The following is a 21,525-nucleotide window of genomic DNA, read 5'->3' as shown; positions in this document are numbered from 1 at the left end:
TGAGGGTTAGTTTCTGAATCGAACTACAGAAAATCGACTCCTGCAGTTTGCAAAAATTATGACCAGCTTTTTATCTGGCTGCCTTGCTCAATCTGCTATATTCCTAACGTCAACTATTCGAAACCAAGATGTTGTTCATAAAAGAAACTTCACATAATGGCCGTAATGACTCAGTGATAATGTCAATTTGCTCGCCGAATACCGGACTGTCGGCTGGGCCATTGGTTTGCCTTATCTATTGAAATTGGATCGTTACTCCGGCCAGCGGGTTTTTCCCGATTCAGTGAAGTCGCCAATGACTGCTTTGTAGACCTCCAACTCGCAGGATCTGGATTTCTCTGAATGGCCGCTTTGGAGAAGCGCGAGTGGCAAAAATGGGTCGAGACCTGACTGTCACTGGCTCGGTCTAGCGGTTGTTTTCCTAACAGGTTCGGCAAACGATTTTTTAACACTCCATTTCGTTTTAATTAATCCTAAATAGCGGCCAAAGCTTCTTTTTCGCTCACGACGGGAAGTCGCTCACGCGGTACTGGAATAGCAGCTTTCCAATCGGTTTCACTAATTAATCGAAATTTAGTGATGGCTTGCTCAATCGCTGCACGGTCGATTACGTCTACATCAAGAATGATAAATAGCCCTATACCGTAGGCATAGCTTCGATCAAGCCGGAAAGACTCATGAATAGTTGGTGGCGTTTCACGGACTATCTCGGATTCCAGTTTTTCCCACTGCTCGTAAAAAGTCAGTCCACTGAATTTCTCGTACTGTATCTTCTTACGCCCAATAAGTTTGTAACTCAAGACTTTGCCGGTTCTGGAAAAATCTGCAGGCTCAAACTCTATATTGGACTCAGCAGCCTGTTCTTCTAGCGTCAACATTGCGGTCGTGCGCTGGTAAGCAAGCTCATGGGCCGCATCCCAAAATGACTTGCGTACAGTCACGATTTCCGCATTCCAGATTGTGAACCGATCTTGACCGGGGAAATAGAAGTCAAACCACTGATTGTATAAATCCGGTCTGCCAGGTTCATCGAGAACCAAGTGGCTTGTGAACATCCCACCATATTTGTCAGAGTCGCGCTTAATTCGTCCTTTGAGACGGATGACCTCATTGCTGCGTTTATGCAGAGGCAGTGTAATGAAAGATAGGCACTTTTTTTTAAATCGACGGGTCATGAATGTCCAGGCCGGTTATTTACATGGTAAAGTGCGCTTAGTATTCATCGAACAAATCCACATGTCTACCTGTACGCTCAAAGCGCACTACATCGCCAAGGATTTTGTATATCAGCAACCAATCCGGCTCAATGTGGGCATCTCTAAACCCTCTCCAGTCGCCTTTCAGTGGATGGTCAAGATAGTTTTACTGGCCCAGGACAAATCGGTACCGGCATACTGCCGGATGACCTCCCAAACAACAATCGGTATGGCAACCGTGATTTTATATGGTGAGGCCTCAAAAAAAGCCCGCTCCAGCTCAAGATAGACGGCATCCTGTTCAAACGTTTCGTGATAAAGAAGGAAATTTTGGCCCGTGGGCGATGTTGGATTTTGTGGACATGTATTTGACTATTAATGGAATTCTACAATTTAGAGCTTGAAAACACCAAGCTCGCTCTATAGTAACGTAAGTCCCGTGACTACTCACCCAATCAAGCGCCTATAGCTCAAACAAACAGGCAGCTATCGACTCAACTGCCATCACTGACACATATAACTCGGCGGAGCGCTTATGGCCGATCTTCCAAAATTGGTTGAAATGAGCCATAGTCCGGCATGGAGAATGGAAATAATATTGTCATAAGGCATTGAAATAGATTGTAAATAACCTACATCACCGATTATCTTCGCTGAAGTATTTATCAAAGATTTTTTACTGTTGTCTGAATCTATTATTTTTTCCATATTAGTGCTATAGTGCCTTCGTATATTATTAAGGAGACGTCTATGTCCACAGTAACTACACAACCTAGCGTCAAGGTTATTGGTGCTAATGGGCAAATCTCACTGGGGAAGCATTACGCTGGCCGACAAGTGCTCGTAGAGGAGCAAGAGCCGGGGGTCTGGCTAATACGCACCGCAACTATCATCCCAGACAACGAAAGCTGGCTGCATCAACCAAAAGCAGCTGCGGATTTACAAAAGGCCTTGTCTTGGGCGCAAGCCAATAAGCCTACTGAAAATAATCTGGATAGCATGATGGAGAAATTAAGTGGCGATGCATGACCCAGATAAACTGGTCAGGCTTGATCTTAACAATCCCGTTTTTCAAGAAAACCTCCTTTCTCTACAAAAGCCCGATAGACACGCCGCTCTAGACTCACTCAACAAAATACGGCAAATGACCTGGAACCAGATTTATCGAGACGGCGGCCTAAAGTGGGAAAAAATTATTAGCGTCAAGCCACCAACAGGGATCGATGCAATTTATTCGTTACGAATCACCCAAGCCCGACGAGCAACTGCCTATCGTGATGGTGATTTTATACGTCTTCTAACCATTGCGCCTGACCACGATAACACCTACGGTAAAAAGTGACTCGCCTTATATAGGTTTTTTTAATTGACCTTAAAAAATGGATCTCATGACAGACGCCAAGCATCTCAATATCAGCCAGTCAACCATGTCATTTTGGGTTCAAATCAAAATAGACTAATCCGCCCCAAAGCCGTCTCTTAATATAAATGTTTATTTGACGCTTGAGAGGTTCATTGCGGTGATTCTAAATGTGGATTCGGTATTATCCCGATCTGTTTATCATAAATGAAAAATAGGTTGTACCGGTTAGAAAATCTGGCGTTGAAGCTGCATTCTTGAAAATTGAACATGAACAGCCCTATTTTAGCCCGGTCGGGATTATAACTTGTTAAGCATAGGGGGAATCATGAATTATACGTATACCGTCATTTATAGATTTGAAGGCATAGCTGCCACAAATCTTGAAAAGGATATGCTTGTCTATGAAGATGATTCCCTGGGTGTTGCTGTCACTCTAACCAATGATGTTAACCGTCATTGCCTTATTCTAGATAGAGGGCTGGCTTGCGCCAGCCTCCTTTTACGCGGAATGTTTGGCGACGAGAAAGCCCAAGAGCTTCCAATTGCAGTTGAAGCTGAACTAACAAAAATACAAGAAGAACGAGTCTCAAAGAAGAGTTCTGCTGCTCATGCAGTAATTACCATCAAAGGTCAGGCGGAATTGGATATAAAAGATAATCTTCACAAAGAAACAGAAAAGTTCCGTATATGTTTTGATGCCATAGATAAAGATTCGCTTCGAAAGAAGCATGAAGAGACAATTCATTCAATAATATCTTCTTTGTCCATTTCAACAAGCCCAGAGTATCATGCGGAAAAAACAACCAGCGGAATACACTTTATTGATAGCAGTGATAAGCCGTTGTACAGCTTTACTATGCAAGCCCCTCGCGCTCGCATGATCCTCGCTAAACCAATAGATACTGGAAAGGAAAAAGAAATCTCTAAAGTCATTGGGTTGTCTTGTGGAAATGCGACGTTTAAAACGCCATTCCGTTTATTAACGCAGTCACTTGAAACCACCCAAGATGAATTGCATGCGTTTATTGCAGCCTGGACAGCATTAGAGATATTAACAAATAAAATATTTTCAAAATATGAAGAGAAGTTTATTTCTGGAATTGCAGATGACCATAACTCTCATGGAATAAATCAGTTTTTGGTTCGCATCAAAGATGTGATGAAAGACAAATATAGACTAACCGATAAATTTTCTTTAATAGCTTCGTTCTTAAGTGACGATATATCAGGAGATATAGAGCTTTTTAAAAGTATGAAAAAAATACGTGACAACATCTCACATGGGAATGAATTTGACGAAGAAACACTTCCAGTAGAAAGCGCGCGTAAAATGGTTGCTAAGTATTTAAAGAGTCATATGTTCTCGGAAGAAAATGCTTAACAAGCAGCTGCCCCGGACAAATTTCCGCTGTTACCTTTTTTGCTTGGAGCAAAAAAACTGCCATCAAAAATTTGCTCGGTGAGCCGGGCGTTGGACAAGCCAGGGCCGGTTGACTCAGAGTGGGTTGGATACTTTATATAAGAAAATAGCTTTTTGCTGTTTTGTAGATGTCGCTGATCGTGCTGAGCGAGCGGCGACACCTTATTAAGTTGAAACCATTGCTATTATCACCACAGGGACGCAAAGAGCCGGCTTTTGGGCTGAAAACGATGTCTTCGACAGACGAATGCCGATGGTGACCCATCCGGGCGCGCGGTTTGATTACATAACCGAAACTACCCGTGGGTTGTTAGCCAGTCGGCGTTATCAAGATGTTCAACAAAGTAAAGACGAGTCTCGCAGAAAAAATGCAGCAGTTGAACCGGAATATCAGTTCGTTTTTTGTCAATCTCCGCAAGACTCAGAATTCTATCCGAGACAACACACTTTGATTAGGAGGGTACCGCAAATTTATCGTCCGACATAGACTCCCTCTCTTTATTTTTCTTGGACTTGCAATTCTTGCCAAGGCTACTATTTGACCAAAATATGGCCTGGCTTTTAGCCGTGCTATGGGAATCGCATTACAAGGTTCATAGGCCGCTAGCCGTCTTGATCAATGAAGAGTAACTCCTGTACAGGCTGCGTTTCATGGGCGGCGCTATCGATGACGTAAAACAAATAGTTGTAGCCCACCAGCCAGGTCTGCTGATCGTTGAGTCTTAAGGTGGCTGTTTTGGGATTGAGCCGAATGACTTCTCCGAACCGTTCTTGGTTGTTGCGATCTTTGAAACCGACCTTGGCGCCGATGTGTAATGCAGTTTTGGGAATACCGCAGGCATTGGGTGCCGGCTGGATCGCCGTATCGACATCATCCAGGTTGATGTAGTAAAACGGGATGTTCCAGTTTTTCTGGTCTTTGACATTTCTGACCAGGCAGCGGGTTTTTTGAATTTTCAAAATCACCGCATCGATCAAGCCATTGGCTTGCGGATCAAAATAGCTGATGGCTTGCCCGATTTTCAACTGAGCCTTGACCTGCTCGACCCGGTCCGGATTGATCAATTCTTGATAAATGGCCGACTGTAAACGGTGTAAATCAAATAGTGAGGCTTTATTAAGTGCTTGCAGTATGGCCGTGTAATCCATTGTATTCCCCCGATTAAATAGCTTTGGTTTTTAAACTCAAATAGCCCGCAGCATACAGCCAATGGGTGATGGTTTCATCTTAATGCAACACCGTCGCCGAACCGCAGCACTTCGTGAACTTCTTACCACTACCACAGGGACAATCATCATTGCGGCCGACTTTATCTGGGTTACTTTGCGAGGAACTGGCTAAAACAAGTTCTGCATTCGCTGTACGATAGGGTTGCCAAAACCGATACATCCAGGCAATGTTATCTGGAATACAATTAGTGAATTCTTCACGTTGTTCTGGCGTTTCGATCAGCGCCACTTCTTCCGGCGAAAGACTATCATCACCTAGAAGATAGATCGGATAAATCACCGTGGCACCATCCTGGTCGTTCAGCAACGGCTTCCAATCATCCCAACTCAATTGCACGCCCATTAAGAAGCCATGACTCCACATTTCTGCGTTCATATAGGTTTCCGCGTTTTCGTTACCTTCATCTTCAATCAATTCAAACATCGGGTTGATGTCATCGGGATTCTGTTCCAGCGTAGCTATAATTCCGTTGAAGTGTCTAAAAACCAGATTCATGATGCGCTGTGCTTCGGCCTGCGATTTGAATTGAGGGGCATCTTCTTCATCGGGTCCCCATACTTCTGGAAGCCACCGGCTCATCGGTACATTCGTCGGACCGATGGCAATAGCTGTCAAATAACCATCCAAAGCATCAATCCACATCGTTTCATCGGATGTGGCATCCGACATCAAAAATTGATCGAGTTCTGCCAACTCTTCATCGGAAAGAGGCAGTGAAAGACTGGAATGGGCAGATGTCATGGTTATTCGGCTTACTATTCATAATGATAAGGCCATTTTACCGGGTAATTGTAATCAGGTCAGGCAATAGATGAGAATGTAAGTTTTTGCGAAATTTGATTGGAGTGGCAGTCAAACGATAGTTTACAGACCAAAGCTAATCCGTGCTTTATGCATCGCATCGTCAATTTTTGTTTTTGCCGCTTTCTGTAGCCAACACGCAGGTCGAGATGCACTGAGGTAAGCGCGTATGTGGCTTTCAAGGCCCCACGTTTTTGCATGATGAGGTGCGCGGTTATTTCTGAATCGGCTATAGTGCCCGGTAGTGGTTAACTAAAGATAGCGTCCCAGCTTTCCGAGTTTGTGGTTATGGCAGGCTGGATAACTGTTTTGCTAAAAGAATATCCAGTCCATACCCATCGACTAGGCATTTTCGGACCTGACTGCGCTCTATCTCTGTCATCTTAATATCGTGGCTTATGGTCAGCGTATCCGTAAAATCATTTAACAATGACCGTGACCAAAACGTGACTAAAACGTGACAAACCCTTGTCGGACGGCAAGTACCAGTGTCGTTTCCTGTCATAAGCACGCAAGGCGGCATGCTCTAACCAACTGTTAAATAAGGGTTTTTTATATGGCTACTCCCGCTCCTAAGGGGAAGGTCACACGTTCGAATCGTGTTCGGGGCACCAATAAAATCAGTCACTTAGTGATTTTTAAAAGATTGTATTTTTAAAAATGGCGCAATTTTGGCACACTCCCAAAAATCAGCCGCAACGATTGCCGAAAAACAGGCATCAATAAGCCAGTTCCCCCCCGACCTTTCCATATTGGCTTTTGAATCGCTCCTAAACCCAATCCGTTAATGACTACCCCTTTCCCTCAATAAACACCTTAATCTTATCTGCAACCCGTTCAATAACCGGCCTAAGTTGCAGTATCCTGCTCGCGGGTCAAACGGTTGGCGAAGGCATAATCATTGAGCCGCTTTCCAGTTGCTCGGGCGAGCAAATCTCGCGAATTCAAGTTCATGCCAGCTTATCTGAGCGTCATTTACGATCCAAAGATGTTGAGTTGCCGGTCATTGGAGCACGGTAACCAGGGGCAAGCTTTGCGTTTCCGACCCCGTACAAAGCCAAAGAATCACTAAGCCAAAGCCGGTACTCATGACTATGCAAGCTGTGGTCCGGCGAACAATCCACGTTCCATTTGCGCAGTGTGTAGCCGGCGGTGGCCGCCCGAAGTTTGACGTGCAGAATGCCATTCCTCATGGCGTAATCCATTTCGGTAATTTCAGGGTATGGCTGGTCGGGATGGGGAACCAAATCAAGTTCTACTATACGGGTCCACTGTATATCCTGGTCGCTTCGTTCGTGTGTTAGCACTTCAGCCCCTTTCATCACAACGGGTTGCTTGATGCGAGTGATGACAAAATCCCTAAACTCCTGACTTTTCCGATCAAACGCTCTTAGATGCCAGCGCAAGCCATTGTCGGTTAAGGCAAATGGAACGATTTCACGAACGCTTTTGCCGCTGGTAATGGAGAAATACTCTATTTTTAATGGGCACTGCAGATGAATGGCGCGGGTTACAGCTGCCAGAATCGCAAGATAAGGTTCCGTGAGCCTGGTAGGAATTTCACAGGAAACCCAGGGCTTTAACAACAGTGGCTCACCGTCACCGAACCCCTGTGACAACCAGGTCAAAACCCGTTCCGGCGGAAAATCGAATAGCGGAGAAAAATCAGTCCCGATGACGTAAGACTTGCCTTTGGCGTCATAGTCTATGTTGTTTGGTCCAATGTCTTTATAAAGCGCCAGGTCACGAGTAGCAGCGGCAGATTGAATGCCAAACCGTGACACTAAATCTTGACGACGAATTTCTCCGATAAAGCGTACACGCAATTCCACAAATGCAAGCCTATCTCGCTGCGGCTGGGTCAATGCTGAAAGTTTTTCGTTAGACATCTGAAACAATCGATTATTTTGATGATTCATTAGAATGGTTGCGCAAAGTATATTGACTGCCCTAAAATGTGTCTATAGCTATTTTATGAGTCGTAGTCATTTGCATAATGATCATCATAACGCACAAATACCCATCAGGAATGGTCACAGTGAAGGTAGATGCATCCAGAACTTTATTAAATCGGTTGAAGACTAACGAGATGCGTCAATTCACTTTGTTCTATGTCGGAGCAAGTTAAATGACCATTGACTTCATATCACTTGAGGCATTGCGGACTCACCACCCCGCTTGGCGCCTTTTACGTTCGGACCATGCGCCTCTCATAGCCAGCTTTCTTCATCGGGTATTTATTGTACCTAATGTTCGCGTGATGGCTGCAGCTGATCTGGCTGAGGCGCTGGAGGACGAACTTTACGCCTTGCGGGACAGATTAGGTGCCGAGGTATTTCCAAAAGCAGCATTGGATTACCTCAATGACTGGGCCAGTCCTGAAAAAGGCTGGTTGCGCAAATTCTATCGACAAGGTTCGGATGAGCCTCAGTTTGATTTAATGCCCTCAACTGAAAAGGCAATCGCCTGGCTTGGAACATTATCCGAACGTAGTTTTGTCGGAACAGAATCGCGTTTACTGACTTTGTTTGAGTTACTCAAGCAGATGAGCGAGGGCAGTGAAACCGATTCAATCAAACGCATTGCCGAGTTACACAAGCGGCGCGACGAAATTGATGCAGAGATAGCCAGAGTATTAGCGGGTGATGTACCCCTGTTAGACGATACCGCTTTGAAAGATCGATTCCAGCAATTTATGCAACTGGCGCGTGAACTACTTACGGATTTTCGCGAGGTGGAACATAATTTTCGGCTTCTGGACCAGCGGGTACGGGAGCGTATTGCCTTGTGGGATGGCGCCAAAGGTGAATTGCTGGAACAGATCATGGGTGAGCGTGATGCGATTGCCGACTCTGATCAAGGTAGAAGCTTTCGTGCTTTCTGGGATTTCTTGATGTCCAGTCGGCGCCAAGAAGAACTGTCCGAGTTACTCGCGCGAGTCCTCTCGCTATCACCCATTGAGGAACTCAAGCCCGATGCGCGTACTCGACGTGTCCATTATGACTGGCTGGAGGCCGGCGAGCACACTCAACGCACGGTAGCTCAACTTTCCCAACAGCTAAGACGCTTTCTCGATGATAAAGCGTGGTTGGAAAACCGGCGTATCATGGATATTTTGCATGGCATCGAAACCAAGGCACTGGCCTTACGCGATAACCCGCCTGTCGGTCAAATCACCCGTATTGCCGACACCGCTGCCGAAGCGGAATTACCTTTAGAGCGCCCGCTTTACAAACCGGCTGTGAAGCCTGTGATCGCCAATATCGATTTGGAAACAGGCGATGCCAAAGTAGATGTCGACGTGCTTTATTCGCAAGTGATTATCGATAAGTCAGAACTGGCCCACCATATTCGCCAAGCCTTGCAGCAACGCTCCCAAATCACCCTGCGCGATTTGATTGAAAAACACCCTTTACGACAAGGCCTGGCTGAATTGGTGGCCTATCTGCAATTGGGTAGCGAACTGTTCAAGACGGTCGTTGACGAGGATACCCTTGACCTGATCGTTTGGCGTAGCCCGGGTGTTGATGGCGTTTTATCCCATAAACGAGCGCATTTGCCCCGTTTCATTTTTGTGAGGTGATGATGGATCACGAAATCCCGGTCGATAAAAGCATCGATCTTTCCACACTGGTTATTACTTTGCTCAAGGGTGTTATCTACCGCGAGGGCGATGAACAATTGTGGTCAACCCTGCTCAATCTGCAGGCCCGCGTACGCGACTATACGGCGGTCATCGGATTGGATCTGGTATTGGATGAGGCCGAAGGCTACGCATTTATGCGCTCCAAATCGGACGACGATGAAATCGAAGCGGATAAAATCCCTCGCTTGATCGCACGGCGACCCTTGTCTTTCCCGGTTAGCTTATTACTCGTTCTGCTTCGCAAGAAACTGGCTGAATTTGATGCCAGTGGAGGTGATACGCGATTAATCTTGTCGCGTGACGAAATCGTCGATCTGATCAGGGTGTTTTTACCGGATAGCAGCAATGAAGCCAGACTGATCGATCAAATCGAAACGCACATCAACAAAATCATCGAACTTGGTTTTTTGCGCCGACTAAAAACAACGGCGGGACCTGTTGGTTTTGAAGTGAAGCGAATTCTGAAAGCATTTGTCGATGCGCAATGGCTGACTGATTTCGATGCTCGATTGGCAGCTTACCAAGCTCAATTGGGCGCAGACGCTCCGCGAGAGGCGAGAAATCGGACACTTGATAGAAATAATGATGATTCTACCCTTGGACAGACAACATGACTCAGCCCTATACCCTCGACTTGGACTTTGTAGCAGACGATGCGCTATCGGGTTTTCGCTTAAAGCGTTTGGAAGTGTTTAACTGGGGCACCTTTGACGGGCGCGTCTGGACATTACAGCTGGATGGCAAAAATGGTCTGCTGACCGGCGACATCGGCTCAGGCAAATCGACCTTGGTCGATGCCGTAACGACTTTACTGGTGCCGGCCAATCGTGTCGCTTATAACAAAGCGGCCGGCGCCGACAGCAAGGAACGTAGCTTGCGTTCTTATGTGCTGGGGCATTACAAATCGGAACGCAATGAGGTCACCGGCACGGCTAAGCCGGTGCCATTGCGAGACGCCAACACCTATTCCGTAATCTTGGGGGTATTTCACAATGCCGGTTACGATCAAACCGTCACCTTGGCTCAAGTGTTCTGGCTGAAGGACGCACAAGGCCAGCCCGCACGCTTTTTTGTCGGCGCCGAACGTGAATTGTCGATTGCCAACGACTTTTCCCGCTTTGGCACCGACATTTCGCAATTGCGCAAAAAGTTGCGCGGATTGGGCGCGGAAATTGAAGACAGTTTTCCGAAATATGGTGCGTGGTTCAGGCGCCGTTTCGGCATCGACAACGAACAGGCGTTGGAATTATTCCACCAAACCGTGTCGATGAAATCGGTAGGCAACCTGACTGATTTTGTACGCAGCCACATGTTGGAACCTTCCGATACAACATCCCGCATCAGCGCGTTGATAGCCCATTTCGACGATCTGAATCGCGCCCATGAAGCTGTCCTGAGGGCTAAACGCCAGGTCGAATTATTAACGCCGCTAACTGCCAATTGCCGACATCACAGCGAGTTGGTCGGAGAAATCGAACAGTCGCGACAGGCCCGCGATGCCTTGCGGACTTATTTTTCCGGCTTGAAGTTGGCCTTGCTGGATAAACGACTTAATTTGCTGAAGGAAGATTGGGGCAAACAAGATGCCCAGGTTAAACGTCTTGAGCATCAGCACGAGGAACAAAGCGGTCGAGTGGGCGAACTAAAAACCGCAATGGCCCAAAATGGTGGTGACCAGTTGGAACGCTTAAAAAACGACATCAAGAAAAACGAAAAAATTCGCCACTCACGTCAATTAAAGGCGGATCGTTACGCCGAATTGGTCAAGCAACTGGGTGAGCAGCCAGCGACTCATGAATCCGAATTTGTGAACCAAAGCAAGCAATGGGCTGAACGGGCGATCACACTGCAAGAAAACACTATTGATCTGGAAAATCGGGAACGCGACCATGATTTCGACTTACGAAACTGCCTGGAAAAACATAAGGCACTCCTCGATGAAATTGCCAGTTTAAAAATACGCAGAAGCAATATTGATGAACCGCAAATCAGGATACGCACGGCCCTATGCCAGGCATTGAATTTGTCCGAAGAGGATATGCCGTTTGCTGGCGAATTGTTGCAGGTCCGCGAAGACGAGCGCAATTGGGAAGGTGCTGCGGAACGACTGATGCGCGGTTTTGGCTTGTCGTTGTTGGTGCCGGACAGCCACTATGCGGCTGTGTCTGATTGGATCGATCGCAATCAACTTAAGGGCCGTCTGGTATATTTTCATGTTCGCCCGCTCAGACGCATTGATCTTCCTGATCTGCATCGCGATTCACTAGCACGAAAACTGACAATCAAACCCGATTCAGCGTTTTATGACTGGCTTGAGCGGGAAGTGGCTCATCGCTTCGATGTAGCTTGTTGTATGACGCAAGAGCAATTCCGCCGGGAAACCCGTGCGATCACCATGGCCGGCCAAATAAAAGATCCAACAGGGCGACATGAAAAGGATGATAGACACCGAATCGACGATCGGAGCCGCTATGTACTGGGCTGGAGCAATACGGCCAAGATTTCCGCGCTGGAAGGACAAGCCCGCAACGTGCAACTTAAGGCGGCTGAAATCAAGGGCCATGTCGACAAACTGAAAACCGAGCGAACATCACTGCAAATGCGATTGGGAACTTTAGCCCGACTGGAAGAGTTCAGCAATTTCGAGGACTTGGATTGGCCTTCGGTTGCCGGAGAGATTGCCAAATTAGAAGCGGAGCTACGCAGCCTGGAATCGGCATCGGATTTATTGCGGGAACTTACCGATCAGTTGAAACAGATCGAAGCAACATTAAAAATCATTGAAGAGGACTTGAAACAAGCCAGGGACAAACGCTCGAAGACCGAACAAAGAAAGCAAGATGCAGAGAGCCTGCGTGAGCAAACCCTGTCGCAAATGACCGCCGATATTTCGCATTTAATTGAGAAGTTGGAGACAATACGCCATGAGGCGTTGGGCGAACATCAGCTCAGCGTCGAATCGTGCGACAATCGCGAACAGGATACGCGTGCTTGGCTGCAAAAGTTTATCGATAACGAAGATCGCAAACTTAAATCTTTACGCGACAAAATCATCCAGACAATGATGATCTTCAAGGACGAATTCAAACTGGAAACAGCCGAATTTGATGCCAGCATCGAGGCCGCATTCGAATATCAAAACCTGCTCGACAAATTGGGCCGCGACGACCTGCCGCGTTTCGAGGCCCGCTTCAAAGAACTGTTGAACGTCAATACCATTAACGAAATCGCAAACTTCAACGCCCAGTTATCCCGCGAGCGCGAAACCATTCGAGAACGCATCGACCGCATCAACGACTCTCTGACTCAAATCGACTACAACCAGGGGCGCTACATCGTACTGGTCTCTCAACCCAGCCCGGATGCCGATATTCGCGATTTCCAAAGCGACCTTCGGGCGTGTACCGAAGGTTCATTGACGGGCTCAGATGATGCGCAGTATTCCGAAGCCAAATTTTTGCAAGTCAAAACCATTATCGACCGTTTCCGTGGACGTGAAGGGCTTTCGGACCAAGACAAACGCTGGACATCCAAAGTCACCGACGTGCGCAACTGGTTCACTTTTGCAGCCAGTGAACGTTGGCGCGCCGACGACAGCGAGCACGAGCATTATTCGGATTCCGGTGGCAAATCCGGCGGGCAAAAAGAAAAACTCGCCTACACCATCTTGGCGGCCAGTTTGGCCTATCAATTCGGTTTGGAATGGGGTGCACTGCGCTCGCGTTCGTTCCGTTTCGTCGTCATCGACGAAGCCTTTGGTCGAGGCTCTGACGAATCGGCCCAATACGGTTTACGCTTGTTCGAGAAGCTTAATTTGCAACTGCTGATTGTTACGCCGTTGCAAAAAATTCATATTATCGAGCCCTATGTTGCCCATGTAGGCTTTGTATACAACGAACAAGGCCGTGCCTCCCAATTACGCAATCTTTCAATCGAAGAATATCGTAAGGAAACCGCTCGCAGACAGCAGGTCAGTGAGAATGCATGAGTCGCAATAACTCACCCCGTAAAAAAAACAATTGGACCAGCCCCTCCGATTTGCGCGCTCAAGTGCAAAAGCTATGGGACAAAGGTGAACTGTTAACACCGTTGATCGAAAGTGAAAATTGTTTTCCCAAACGGCTGAACTTGAAAGGCCCGACGTCAAAGGAAATTTCCGAAAACTTCGAAGAGGTGCGGTTATGGGTAAAAGCGCTGACGAATGTTTCGCATTTTAGAATTGAAATAAAGACCTTCATTCATCAGCTTTTCGGCATCAATTCGATACCCGGCGAAGCCTGGATCGACAGTCTGGATGCTGCGTTGGCAATGTTGGGCAAACGCATCGAGGCTAATCGGTTTTCTGTTTTGCTGGACGAAACCCGGCAACGCCAACCCTTGTTATTGCGCTGGCTAGCCAAACGACCGTTGAAAGCACTGGAACTGGCCGATCGTTGGTCTTTACTGCTTGACACAGTGGATTGGATGCAAACTCATCCCCGGCCGGGTATTTACTTACGTCAAGTGGACATTCCCGGGGTAAACAGCAAATTTATCGAGGCTCATCGTGGGGTTTTGACAGAACTCTTTGATATAAGCTTACCTGAAGACGCTATCGCTTTGGAAGCAACCGGTGTGGGACAATTTTCGGTACGCTATGGTTTTCGAAACAAACCGGCCCGTATACGGTTTCGAGTGCTGGACCCGTCTAAATCGCCATTACCGGGCGGCGGGACACCGGACATCACATTAGATAGCGCCAGTTTTGCCAGACTTCCTGCGATTGCCAGCCGAGTTTTCATCACCGAGAACGAAACGAATTTTTTGGCTTTTCCTCCGATAGCGGACAGCCTGATTATTTTTGGTGCGGGTTACGGTTGGGATAACTTGTCGAATATTCACTGGCTTTCCGATTGCCTCATCTATTACTGGGGAGATATCGATACTCATGGCTTTGCCATATTGAATCAGCTACGCAGCCGTTTTAGCCACGTTGAATCATTCATGATGGACCGTGAAACTCTGTTCACTCATGAGTCTTTGTGGGGTAATGAAGAAAGCCAGGCTCTTCAGGACTTGCCGTTATTAACGACAGATGAGCAATCCTTGTTTGATGCTCTTCGGGATAATCGAATTCGCAAGAACTTGCGTCTCGAGCAAGAAATGATTGGATTCAACTGGTTTCAAACAGCATTAGCCAAGGTCGCCAAGGGTTTGTAATGAGTCCTGTCAGAACCCGCAATGCCCAGACTGTTGGGTTGGCTACCGCCAACCGCAACCACCATTGCTGGCGTTAATACTTTACGTTTGAAATTCAATAATCTCTTTTTTGGGTCGGGTTAATTCGCTGGAAGAAATTTTCCATCGTTAAAATAGTCTCTAAGATTCAAGCCGTATTGGTTTTGGTGCAGCACTTTGTAGATACGGTAGGCTTCGCCCTTTGAATCAACACAAGCAGGGTCAGCAAGATCAATGATCAGCGCTTCGCGTTCTGTTTTTTCAGCATTCAGCAACATCATTACTTTCGGCTTGGTTTTTTGCTTGCTATTACCGGCAATCACAACACCCACTTCCCCATTAGTCATCTCTACCGGATTACCCACAGGATAAATACCGATACAGTCGATAAACTTGATGACCAGATCCGCGTCAAAATGCGTCTTTCTGTTATGCGTCAACGTGTTGATCGCTTCAAGATGCAGGCGTCCTTTTTGGTAAACTCTGTCGCTGGTGATGGCATCATAAACATCCGCTATCGCCACAATCCGGACAAATTGCGAGATCCCCGTATCCATAATCCCTATGGGATATCCAGTGCCATCGAGCTTTTCATGATGCATATACGCAACATCAATTGCACCCGGATAAATTTCTCTGGCCGACATCAAAATATCCCGGCCATGCGTGGCGTGGGTTCTCATCACTTTAAATTCATCGGGGGTTAAATTGCCCTCTTTATTAAGAATCTCCAGCGGAATTTTCATTTTACCCATGTCGTGAAGCAACCCGCTTAAGCCCAGCTTGTTAAGGTCTTCAACCGAATAGTTTAAATGCCGACCCAGCAGAATGGACATGATGCTGACATTAAGACTGTGCTGCGATGTGTATTCGTCTTTATTTTTCAGTTGTGTCAATAACATCATGGCATCGGGATTTTCCAATACACGATCGACACAATCACTCACCAGTGACTTGACGGCATTGACATTAAGCTGATTACCAAAACGAATATCATCCATTACTGATTTGACCAGATTACTGGTGCTTTGATAGGTGTTTTTTGCCGCGCCGAAAGCACCTTCAAAAGACAGGCTGAACTTGACACTCAATTCATCTGAAACAGCCCCATGGGTATCTTTCTGTCTTGATGTATCGATGTACACGTAATCGCATACCTGCTGAACCGCACTGATGTCGGCAGGCGATTTGATATCAAAACCTTGAAGAAGAAAGGGAGACTTTTCCCAGGGTATATCAAGCTGGGCAACGAACATGCCTATTTTCAGTTCGTATACATGAATTTTCAGTAAGTGCTTTTCTCTATTCATTAAAACGCCAATCAACAATCCACTTCAATCCTTTCCCAAATTGGTCAATCCTTACCCCACAAATATAGACTGACTTTTGCGAATCGACACGATCGAGCCGGGTTACTTTGAACTACTCCTTTTATACTGAAAAATCGTTCGATTTTATTAAAGGTACGGGAATGTCCGTCGGGGTGCGCCGTCAAGCCCCAGCGGATGGATCTACGGCCTTCATCGCAAGGTATTCGCTTACCCTCAAAGCCACATTAAAAGTTCAAACTGGGAAGAACTCAGCTGTTTTGGTGAAGTTGGTGGGATTAGCGGTATAATTTGCGTTTTTAAGTTTCCTTGCCAAGAAGACATGACCAACGTTAATACCGAGAAATTATCCAGCGCCCGTTTTGCCGAAGCCACTGACGCATTTGTCGAAGTGTTTACCGCGTCCGTCGATTTCGATAAACGGATGGCGCAACAAGACATACAAGGTTCTATGGCTCACGCCAAGATGCTTTGCAAGATTGGCGTCTTGACCGATAAAGAACGTGACGACATCCTCTCCGGACTGGAAAAAATCAGCACCGAGATAGCCGAAGGTCAATTCAACTGGTCCGTCAAGCAGGAAGATGTGCACATGAACATCGAAGCCCGGCTGACAGACCTGATCGGTATTGCCGGAAAAAAACTGCATACCGGCCGTTCCCGCAATGATCAGGTCGCAACCGATATCCGCTTGTATCTTCGCAGCGAAGTTGAACACATTGCCAAGGAAATGACCCGGCTGCAGAGAGCGTTGTTAAACCTGGCAGAACAGGAAGCCGATACCATCATGCCCGGCTTTACTCATTTGCAAGTCGCCCAACCGATAACTTTCGGGCATCACCTGATGGCCTGGTTTGAAATGCTCTGCCGTGATCAGGAAAGACTTCAGGACTGTTACAAACGAATTAACGTAATGCCCCTGGGTGCTGCTGCACTGGCCGGTACCAGTTACCCTATCGACCGGCACATGACGGCCGAATTGCTGCATTTTTCAAGGCCCTCGGCCAACTCTCTGGATTCGGTCAGCGACAGAGATTTTGCGATTGAGTTTTGCGCTGCCGGCAGCCTGATCATGATGCATTTATCGCGTTTTTCAGAGGAACTGATCCTGTGGACCAGCGCGCAATTTGATTTTATTGACATGCCGGACGCCTTTTGCACAGGCTCGTCCATCATGCCGCAAAAGAAAAATCCCGATGTTCCTGAGCTGGTTCGCGGCAAATCCGGTCGCGTGACCGGTCATTTGATATCACTGCTCATGCTGATGAAAAGCCAGCCGCTGGCCTATAACAAAGATAATCAGGAAGATAAGGAGCCGCTGTTTGACACGGTAGACACACTGATCAATTGCCTGCGCGCATTCGCAGACATGGTGCCGCATATCAAACCCAAAAAAGCCAGCATGTACAAAGCCGCCAAACAAGGCTTTGCCACCGCCACCGACCTGGCCGATTATCTGGTTCGAAAAGGCATGGCTTTCCGCGATGCTCATGAAGTTGTCGGTCAGGCTGTTCGCCTGGGCATCACTACCCAGCGTGATTTGTCTGAACTTGATTTGGCCGAGCTGCAGAATTTCTCACCCGCCATTGGCGAAGATGTCTTTCAAGTGTTGTCGCTGGAAGGCTCCGTGGCATCCCGCAAGCACATCGGCGGAACGGCGCCCGACACGGTTAGACAAGCCATCCATACCGCAAGAAAAGCGCTGAAACACCTTGATGCCGACCCAGATTGATTTATTACGTCATGGCGAAGCCTCAGGAGGCCGCTACTACCGGGGCTCAACAGACGACCTGTTAACCCCGGCCGGCTGGCTGAACATGCGTAAAGCGGTGATGGGTCTGGAAACGTGGGATCTTATTATCAGTTCGCCGCTACGCCGGTGCTTTAATTTTGCGGAACGCATGGCAAACGATCTTGACATTCCGCTGCAGATTGAACCGGCTTTCAAAGAATATCACTTCGGTGAATGGGAAGGACAATTTGCCGATGACATTGAAGAACGCTGGCCGGGTGCCCTGGATCATTTTTACCGGGACCCCGATCAATTCCCGCCGCCAAAAGGGGAGATTTTTACTGATTTCAAGCATCGCGTCGTCACTGCCTGGCAGCAATTAACCGCTCAACATCAAGGCAAGCATCTGTTGATCATCACGCATGCGGGGGTCATCCGAGTATTATTTCAAGAACTGCTGGACCTGCCTTCAAGCAGCGCCTATCGAATTAAAATAGACCATGCCTGCCTGAGCCGATTCCAGATAAGTCACCTGGAAGACCAGCACTTTGTGCAACTGATTGCTCACGGTCAGCGTCAAAACTGAGCCTGTTCTATAATTGTCAGCATCCAGACTGGCAATCAGCGTCATGTTTACTCAACTTAACTTAAAGCCCATCAACCTCGGGTCACCCGGCGAAGATATCAGCAAAAAAGATTTGCTGACGGTTATTCAGCGCTTTAAAAATCTGCACCTCCACCAACAGAAGCGGATACAAAGTTTTCTGCAACCCCGGCAACGCTGTTTCCTTAACCTGCTGCCGCTTTTATTTCACCAGAATACGCCCTTGTTGCCCGGCTTTATAAGCAAGGAAACCCCGTCAGGCATTTCTGATTACTCCCCTTCCAGACAAACCCTTAAAGATGCCGCGCAGTTATCCAAAAACTTCAAGCTCAACAACAAATTGAGGAGTCGCTACGCCATCTGGAGTATTTTTCTGATGGGCAGCGTCAGCAGTATCGCCTTTTCCAAAACCAGTGACATGGACATCTGGCTGTGTCATGACCCGGATCTAAGCCGCGACGAATTGGAAGAACTTCAGCAAAAATGCCTGGCTATCGAGGAATGGGCTACTTCATTGGGGCTGGAAGTACACTTTTTTTTGATAGACAGCGTTAAATTCAAAGCCGGTCAGGACACACCGATTTCATCTGAAAGCAGCGGAACGACCCAACATTATCTGCTGCTGGAAGAGTTTTACCGGACAGCGCTCTATATAGCCGGAAGATCGCCTGCCTGGTGGCTGGTTCCACCCCATCAGGAGCATCAATCCGGCTATTACACTCAACATCTGATTGAAAACCGTTTCATTTCAGGACATGAACTGATCGATTTTGGTTCTCTGGAAGCCGTTCCTGCGGAAGAATTTATAACCGTGACGTTGTGGCATATCTATAAAGCCATCAATTCGCCGCACAAGTCCTTCCTGAAATTATTGCTGATGGAATGTTACGCCAGCGAATACCCGAACACACAATGGCTGTGTTCGGATATGAAAAAAATGATTTATCAGGGAAACTTCAGAATCGGAGATCTGGATCCTTACCTTTTGATTTATGAAAAACTTGAAGCCTATCTGAGCAAGGCACAAAGCGTTGAACGGCTGGAACTTGCCCGACAAAGTCTTTATATCAAAATCATGGGCTTGGGCGAGCGGGAACAGGACGCTCAAAAAAGACTGCATCGTGCTGAATTTATCAAGTCTATCGCGGCTCGCTGGCAGTGGCCTCCTAACTTAATCAATAGCCTGAGCCATCAACAGAGCTGGAATATTCAAAAAGCCGTGCGCGAACATGGGATGATCATTCGTCATTTGTCAGAATGCTACCGGATGACGGTAGGCTTTGCCGGGCACTATGTCCGGGCGGATTATCAGCATCATGACGACTTGAAACTGATAGGCCGGAAATTACACGCCTTTCTGGATAAAAAACCGGGAAAAATTGAATACCTGACAACCCGGTCTGCACTGCAGGTCAGAGAAAATGAACTCAGTCTGCTTGAAACTTCATTCGCAGATAATCAGAGCGGCTGGGCGCTTTTTGTCGAACGAATCTACAACGATACAAAACCCAAAAATCCGCCCATCAAAAACAGTTACAGCTTACTGGAAATGCTGGCATGGATTATCGTCAACAGGCTGTACGAAAAAAAAATCCAGCTGTACGTTCAGTCGCAGACGCTCATGCTGCATAATCGGGAACTGGAAACACTGACCGCTCAAATTCACAATTTTATTTCCAGCGTTCAAGCGCCTGGCCTGGACAACTACAGAGCACCCGGCAAAATCACAAAAACATTGCTGGTCGTTAATTTGGGCATAGACCCTGAACGGCTGAGAGACGACGGCAAATTAATTTTAAGCGAACACTCCGACCCCCTGTGTTACGGGACGGAAAAACTTTGTTTTGTTCACTCCATCGATCAGTTATCCATCTCAAGCTGGGGAGAAATGACCACCCAGCATGGGTATGGCGTGGAAGGCTTGCTGTTTTTCTTTTTGGATATTTTCAACAGCCATCAAATGCCGCTTAAAGAAAAGGATCTCACCGTCATTTGCTCAGGTTCCATAAGAGCCAAAAGCATTGTCCAACGGCTGCAGAATATCTTTACGCGCTTGCTGTCACTTCACCAAAAACACCATGCTGATTGCGCGCCGCGCCTGGTTCTTGCAGGCGGTGAACAGTTCTTTATTTTTCAATTCGACAATCAGCTGCTTAATTTTCGCACCGCCCTCTCCAGGCAAGCGTTACTCAGCGAATTTTCCGCCCCCCAACACTGCTACAGCCCTGTTGAAATAGATTGTGAAGCAATGGAAAACGCGGCTTTGCCATTAATTTTTGAACATAACAAACCCGGGTTTATCCAGATTTTTTTTGAATCGGAGAAAAATGGGGTTCAAATTTATGTGCTTGACGAAAGGGGCTCGCTTTTCATGCAGCATCACCCCCAGGCAAACATGGATGGGTTGTTACACAAATATCAAACATTTGTACAAACGGTAATTAGCCGTCATTTTTTTGAAGCGTCTATCCCGGTCGAATTTTTCGAAATCACGCCAAAGCCTTATCATATCAACCGTTACCTGCCGAAACCCTTTGATCTGTCGCTGTCTGACAAGGTGCTTAACATCAGGGTGTCCGGAGAGATGACCGGCCATAACGCCCGGTATACGATCTACTGCAATGACAGGGAGTTTTCCACGCTCAACTACGGCAAGCAGGTCATCAATGAAGCGGTCAACTATATTCTGGAATTCCGTAAATCAGGACAGAGTTATCCCATTCATATATCCGACATTGAGGTCCCACTTGCCACACTGGGCATCACCAACCCCGGCATGCTGCAAACTCTGCATTTTTTGAAATACAAGCAAAAGATAGAAGATAGGATTAATGGCGCCAACCTTTTACAAGCCAACTCTCAGTAACTGTTTACACGTTAAAGTCCGGCTTTAAATGACCCTTATCCTAGCGCTCTTCCTGTGAAAGAAGGTTAGGATAAGGGTTATCAACTAATTGACTGGAAGGATGAGCATTTCGTAATAGAAG

16 protein-coding genes are annotated in these 21,525 nt (G+C 47.0%); 11 read left to right on the top strand and 5 right to left on the bottom strand.

From position 1 onward, the window contains the following. Positions 1-473: 473 nt before the first annotated feature. Positions 474-1,055 carry a hypothetical protein gene (locus GO003_RS08445; protein WP_206444682.1) on the bottom strand — a complete coding sequence of 194 codons (582 nt, stop codon included), beginning with the start codon at positions 1,053-1,055 and terminating at the stop codon, positions 474-476. An 82-nt stretch (positions 1,056-1,137) separates the two neighbouring features. Between GO003_RS08445 and GO003_RS26775 the strand changes: the two genes are divergently transcribed. The 4 genes from GO003_RS26775 to GO003_RS08425 all read left to right on the top strand — a co-directional run bounded on the left by GO003_RS26775 (position 1,138) and on the right by GO003_RS08425 (position 3,940). After that, positions 1,138-1,485: a hypothetical protein gene (locus GO003_RS26775; protein ID WP_456238216.1), complete on the top strand. Its 348-nt coding sequence runs from the start codon at positions 1,138-1,140 to the stop codon at positions 1,483-1,485. Between the two features lie 461 nt (positions 1,486-1,946). Continuing rightward, positions 1,947-2,225 carry a hypothetical protein gene (locus GO003_RS08435; RefSeq protein ID WP_159656888.1) on the top strand — a complete coding sequence of 93 codons (279 nt, stop codon included), beginning with the start codon at positions 1,947-1,949 and terminating at the stop codon, positions 2,223-2,225. Beyond that, positions 2,218-2,538, top strand: coding sequence for a hypothetical protein (locus GO003_RS08430; RefSeq protein ID WP_159656890.1), 321 nt, complete (start codon positions 2,218-2,220; stop codon positions 2,536-2,538). Before GO003_RS08435 ends, GO003_RS08430 begins: the two co-directional genes overlap by 8 nt. A gap of 346 nt (positions 2,539-2,884) precedes the next feature. Continuing rightward, positions 2,885-3,940, top strand: coding sequence for a hypothetical protein (locus tag GO003_RS08425; RefSeq protein ID WP_159656892.1), 1,056 nt, complete (start codon positions 2,885-2,887; stop codon positions 3,938-3,940). A 642-nt stretch (positions 3,941-4,582) separates the two neighbouring features. Here the strand turns inward: GO003_RS08425 and GO003_RS08420 are convergent. The 3 genes from GO003_RS08420 to GO003_RS08410 all read right to left on the bottom strand — a co-directional run bounded on the left by GO003_RS08420 (position 4,583) and on the right by GO003_RS08410 (position 7,900). After that, complete coding sequence (locus GO003_RS08420) at positions 4,583-5,128, bottom strand: hypothetical protein (RefSeq protein ID WP_159656894.1); 546 nt, start codon at positions 5,126-5,128, stop codon at positions 4,583-4,585. A 79-nt stretch (positions 5,129-5,207) separates the two neighbouring features. Further along, the gene (locus tag GO003_RS08415; protein ID WP_159656936.1) at positions 5,208-5,951 is read right to left on the bottom strand and encodes a UPF0149 family protein; all 744 of its coding nucleotides are present in this window, start codon (positions 5,949-5,951) and stop codon (positions 5,208-5,210) included. Between the two features lie 1,031 nt (positions 5,952-6,982). Further along, positions 6,983-7,900: a WYL domain-containing protein gene (locus GO003_RS08410; RefSeq protein WP_159656896.1), complete on the bottom strand. Its 918-nt coding sequence runs from the start codon at positions 7,898-7,900 to the stop codon at positions 6,983-6,985. Positions 7,901-8,139: 239 nt separating this feature from the next. Between GO003_RS08410 and GO003_RS08405 the strand changes: the two genes are divergently transcribed. Genes GO003_RS08405 through GO003_RS08390 form a run of 4 tightly spaced genes read left to right on the top strand, consistent with a single transcriptional unit; the run spans position 8,140 to position 14,856 of the window. Further along, a complete protein-coding gene (locus GO003_RS08405) occupies positions 8,140-9,594 on the top strand; it encodes a DUF3375 domain-containing protein (protein ID WP_159656898.1) in 1,455 nt (484 codons plus the stop codon). Further along, positions 9,594-10,271, top strand: a complete 678-nt coding sequence (locus GO003_RS08400; RefSeq protein WP_159656900.1) for a DUF4194 domain-containing protein — start codon at positions 9,594-9,596, stop codon at positions 10,269-10,271. The genes GO003_RS08405 and GO003_RS08400 overlap by 1 nt, the downstream gene beginning before the upstream one ends. Further along, on the top strand, positions 10,268-13,645 hold the full coding sequence (locus GO003_RS08395) for an ATP-binding protein (protein WP_159656902.1): 3,378 nt from the start codon (positions 10,268-10,270) through the stop codon (positions 13,643-13,645). The genes GO003_RS08400 and GO003_RS08395 overlap by 4 nt, the downstream gene beginning before the upstream one ends. Then, entirely contained in the window at positions 13,642-14,856 is a 1,215-nt protein-coding gene (locus tag GO003_RS08390; RefSeq protein ID WP_159656904.1) for a Wadjet anti-phage system protein JetD domain-containing protein, read from the top strand. The genes GO003_RS08395 and GO003_RS08390 overlap by 4 nt, the downstream gene beginning before the upstream one ends. A gap of 119 nt (positions 14,857-14,975) precedes the next feature. On the opposite strand, the gene GO003_RS08385 is transcribed toward GO003_RS08390, so the two are convergent. After that, on the bottom strand, positions 14,976-16,184 hold the full coding sequence (locus GO003_RS08385; RefSeq protein WP_159656906.1) for an HD-GYP domain-containing protein: 1,209 nt from the start codon (positions 16,182-16,184) through the stop codon (positions 14,976-14,978). 340 nt (positions 16,185-16,524) lie between these two features. Here GO003_RS08385 and argH point away from each other — a divergent pair, with 340 nt between their 5' ends. From argH to GO003_RS08370, 3 genes are read left to right on the top strand one after another with little or no spacing between them, the layout of a single operon-like run. Further along, positions 16,525-17,934 (top strand): argininosuccinate lyase, encoded by a 1,410-nt coding sequence (gene argH / locus GO003_RS08380; protein ID WP_159656908.1) that lies wholly within the window; start codon positions 16,525-16,527, stop codon positions 17,932-17,934. Continuing rightward, on the top strand, positions 17,918-18,520 hold the full coding sequence (locus GO003_RS08375) for a histidine phosphatase family protein (protein WP_159656910.1): 603 nt from the start codon (positions 17,918-17,920) through the stop codon (positions 18,518-18,520). Before argH ends, GO003_RS08375 begins: the two co-directional genes overlap by 17 nt. 43 nt (positions 18,521-18,563) lie before the next feature. Beyond that, positions 18,564-21,404, top strand: a complete 2,841-nt coding sequence (locus tag GO003_RS08370) for a class I adenylate cyclase (protein WP_159656912.1) — start codon at positions 18,564-18,566, stop codon at positions 21,402-21,404. Positions 21,405-21,525 lie beyond the last annotated feature (121 nt).

The organism is Methylicorpusculum oleiharenae (assembly GCF_009828925.2).
In the GTDB taxonomy this organism is placed as follows: Bacteria; Pseudomonadota; Gammaproteobacteria; order Methylococcales; family Methylomonadaceae; genus Methylicorpusculum; species Methylicorpusculum oleiharenae.
Note: the sequence above shows the minus strand (reverse complement) of the source record. Positions and strands in the feature narration are given on the sequence as shown.

What these genes read in the sequence shown, in the direction of transcription:
- GO003_RS08445 (WP_206444682.1), bottom strand. Translation starts at nt 1,055, where the DNA reads ATGTTCACAAGCCACTTGGTTCTCGATGAACCTGGCAGACCGGATTTA.
- GO003_RS26775 (WP_456238216.1), top strand. Translation starts at nt 1,138, where the DNA reads ATGAAAGATAGGCACTTTTTTTTAAATCGACGGGTCATGAATGTCCAG.
- GO003_RS08435 (WP_159656888.1), top strand. Translation starts at nt 1,947, where the DNA reads ATGTCCACAGTAACTACACAACCTAGCGTCAAGGTTATTGGTGCTAAT.
- GO003_RS08430 (WP_159656890.1), top strand. Translation starts at nt 2,218, where the DNA reads ATGCATGACCCAGATAAACTGGTCAGGCTTGATCTTAACAATCCCGTT.
- GO003_RS08425 (WP_159656892.1), top strand. Translation starts at nt 2,885, where the DNA reads ATGAATTATACGTATACCGTCATTTATAGATTTGAAGGCATAGCTGCC.
- GO003_RS08420 (WP_159656894.1), bottom strand. Translation starts at nt 5,128, where the DNA reads ATGGATTACACGGCCATACTGCAAGCACTTAATAAAGCCTCACTATTT.
- GO003_RS08415 (WP_159656936.1), bottom strand. Translation starts at nt 5,951, where the DNA reads ATGACATCTGCCCATTCCAGTCTTTCACTGCCTCTTTCCGATGAAGAG.
- GO003_RS08410 (WP_159656896.1), bottom strand. Translation starts at nt 7,900, where the DNA reads ATGTCTAACGAAAAACTTTCAGCATTGACCCAGCCGCAGCGAGATAGG.
- GO003_RS08405 (WP_159656898.1), top strand. Translation starts at nt 8,140, where the DNA reads ATGACCATTGACTTCATATCACTTGAGGCATTGCGGACTCACCACCCC.
- GO003_RS08400 (WP_159656900.1), top strand. Translation starts at nt 9,594, where the DNA reads ATGATGGATCACGAAATCCCGGTCGATAAAAGCATCGATCTTTCCACA.
- GO003_RS08395 (WP_159656902.1), top strand. Translation starts at nt 10,268, where the DNA reads ATGACTCAGCCCTATACCCTCGACTTGGACTTTGTAGCAGACGATGCG.
- GO003_RS08390 (WP_159656904.1), top strand. Translation starts at nt 13,642, where the DNA reads ATGAGTCGCAATAACTCACCCCGTAAAAAAAACAATTGGACCAGCCCC.
- GO003_RS08385 (WP_159656906.1), bottom strand. Translation starts at nt 16,184, where the DNA reads ATGAATAGAGAAAAGCACTTACTGAAAATTCATGTATACGAACTGAAA.
- argH (WP_159656908.1), top strand. Translation starts at nt 16,525, where the DNA reads ATGACCAACGTTAATACCGAGAAATTATCCAGCGCCCGTTTTGCCGAA.
- GO003_RS08375 (WP_159656910.1), top strand. Translation starts at nt 17,918, where the DNA reads ATGCCGACCCAGATTGATTTATTACGTCATGGCGAAGCCTCAGGAGGC.
- GO003_RS08370 (WP_159656912.1), top strand. Translation starts at nt 18,564, where the DNA reads ATGTTTACTCAACTTAACTTAAAGCCCATCAACCTCGGGTCACCCGGC.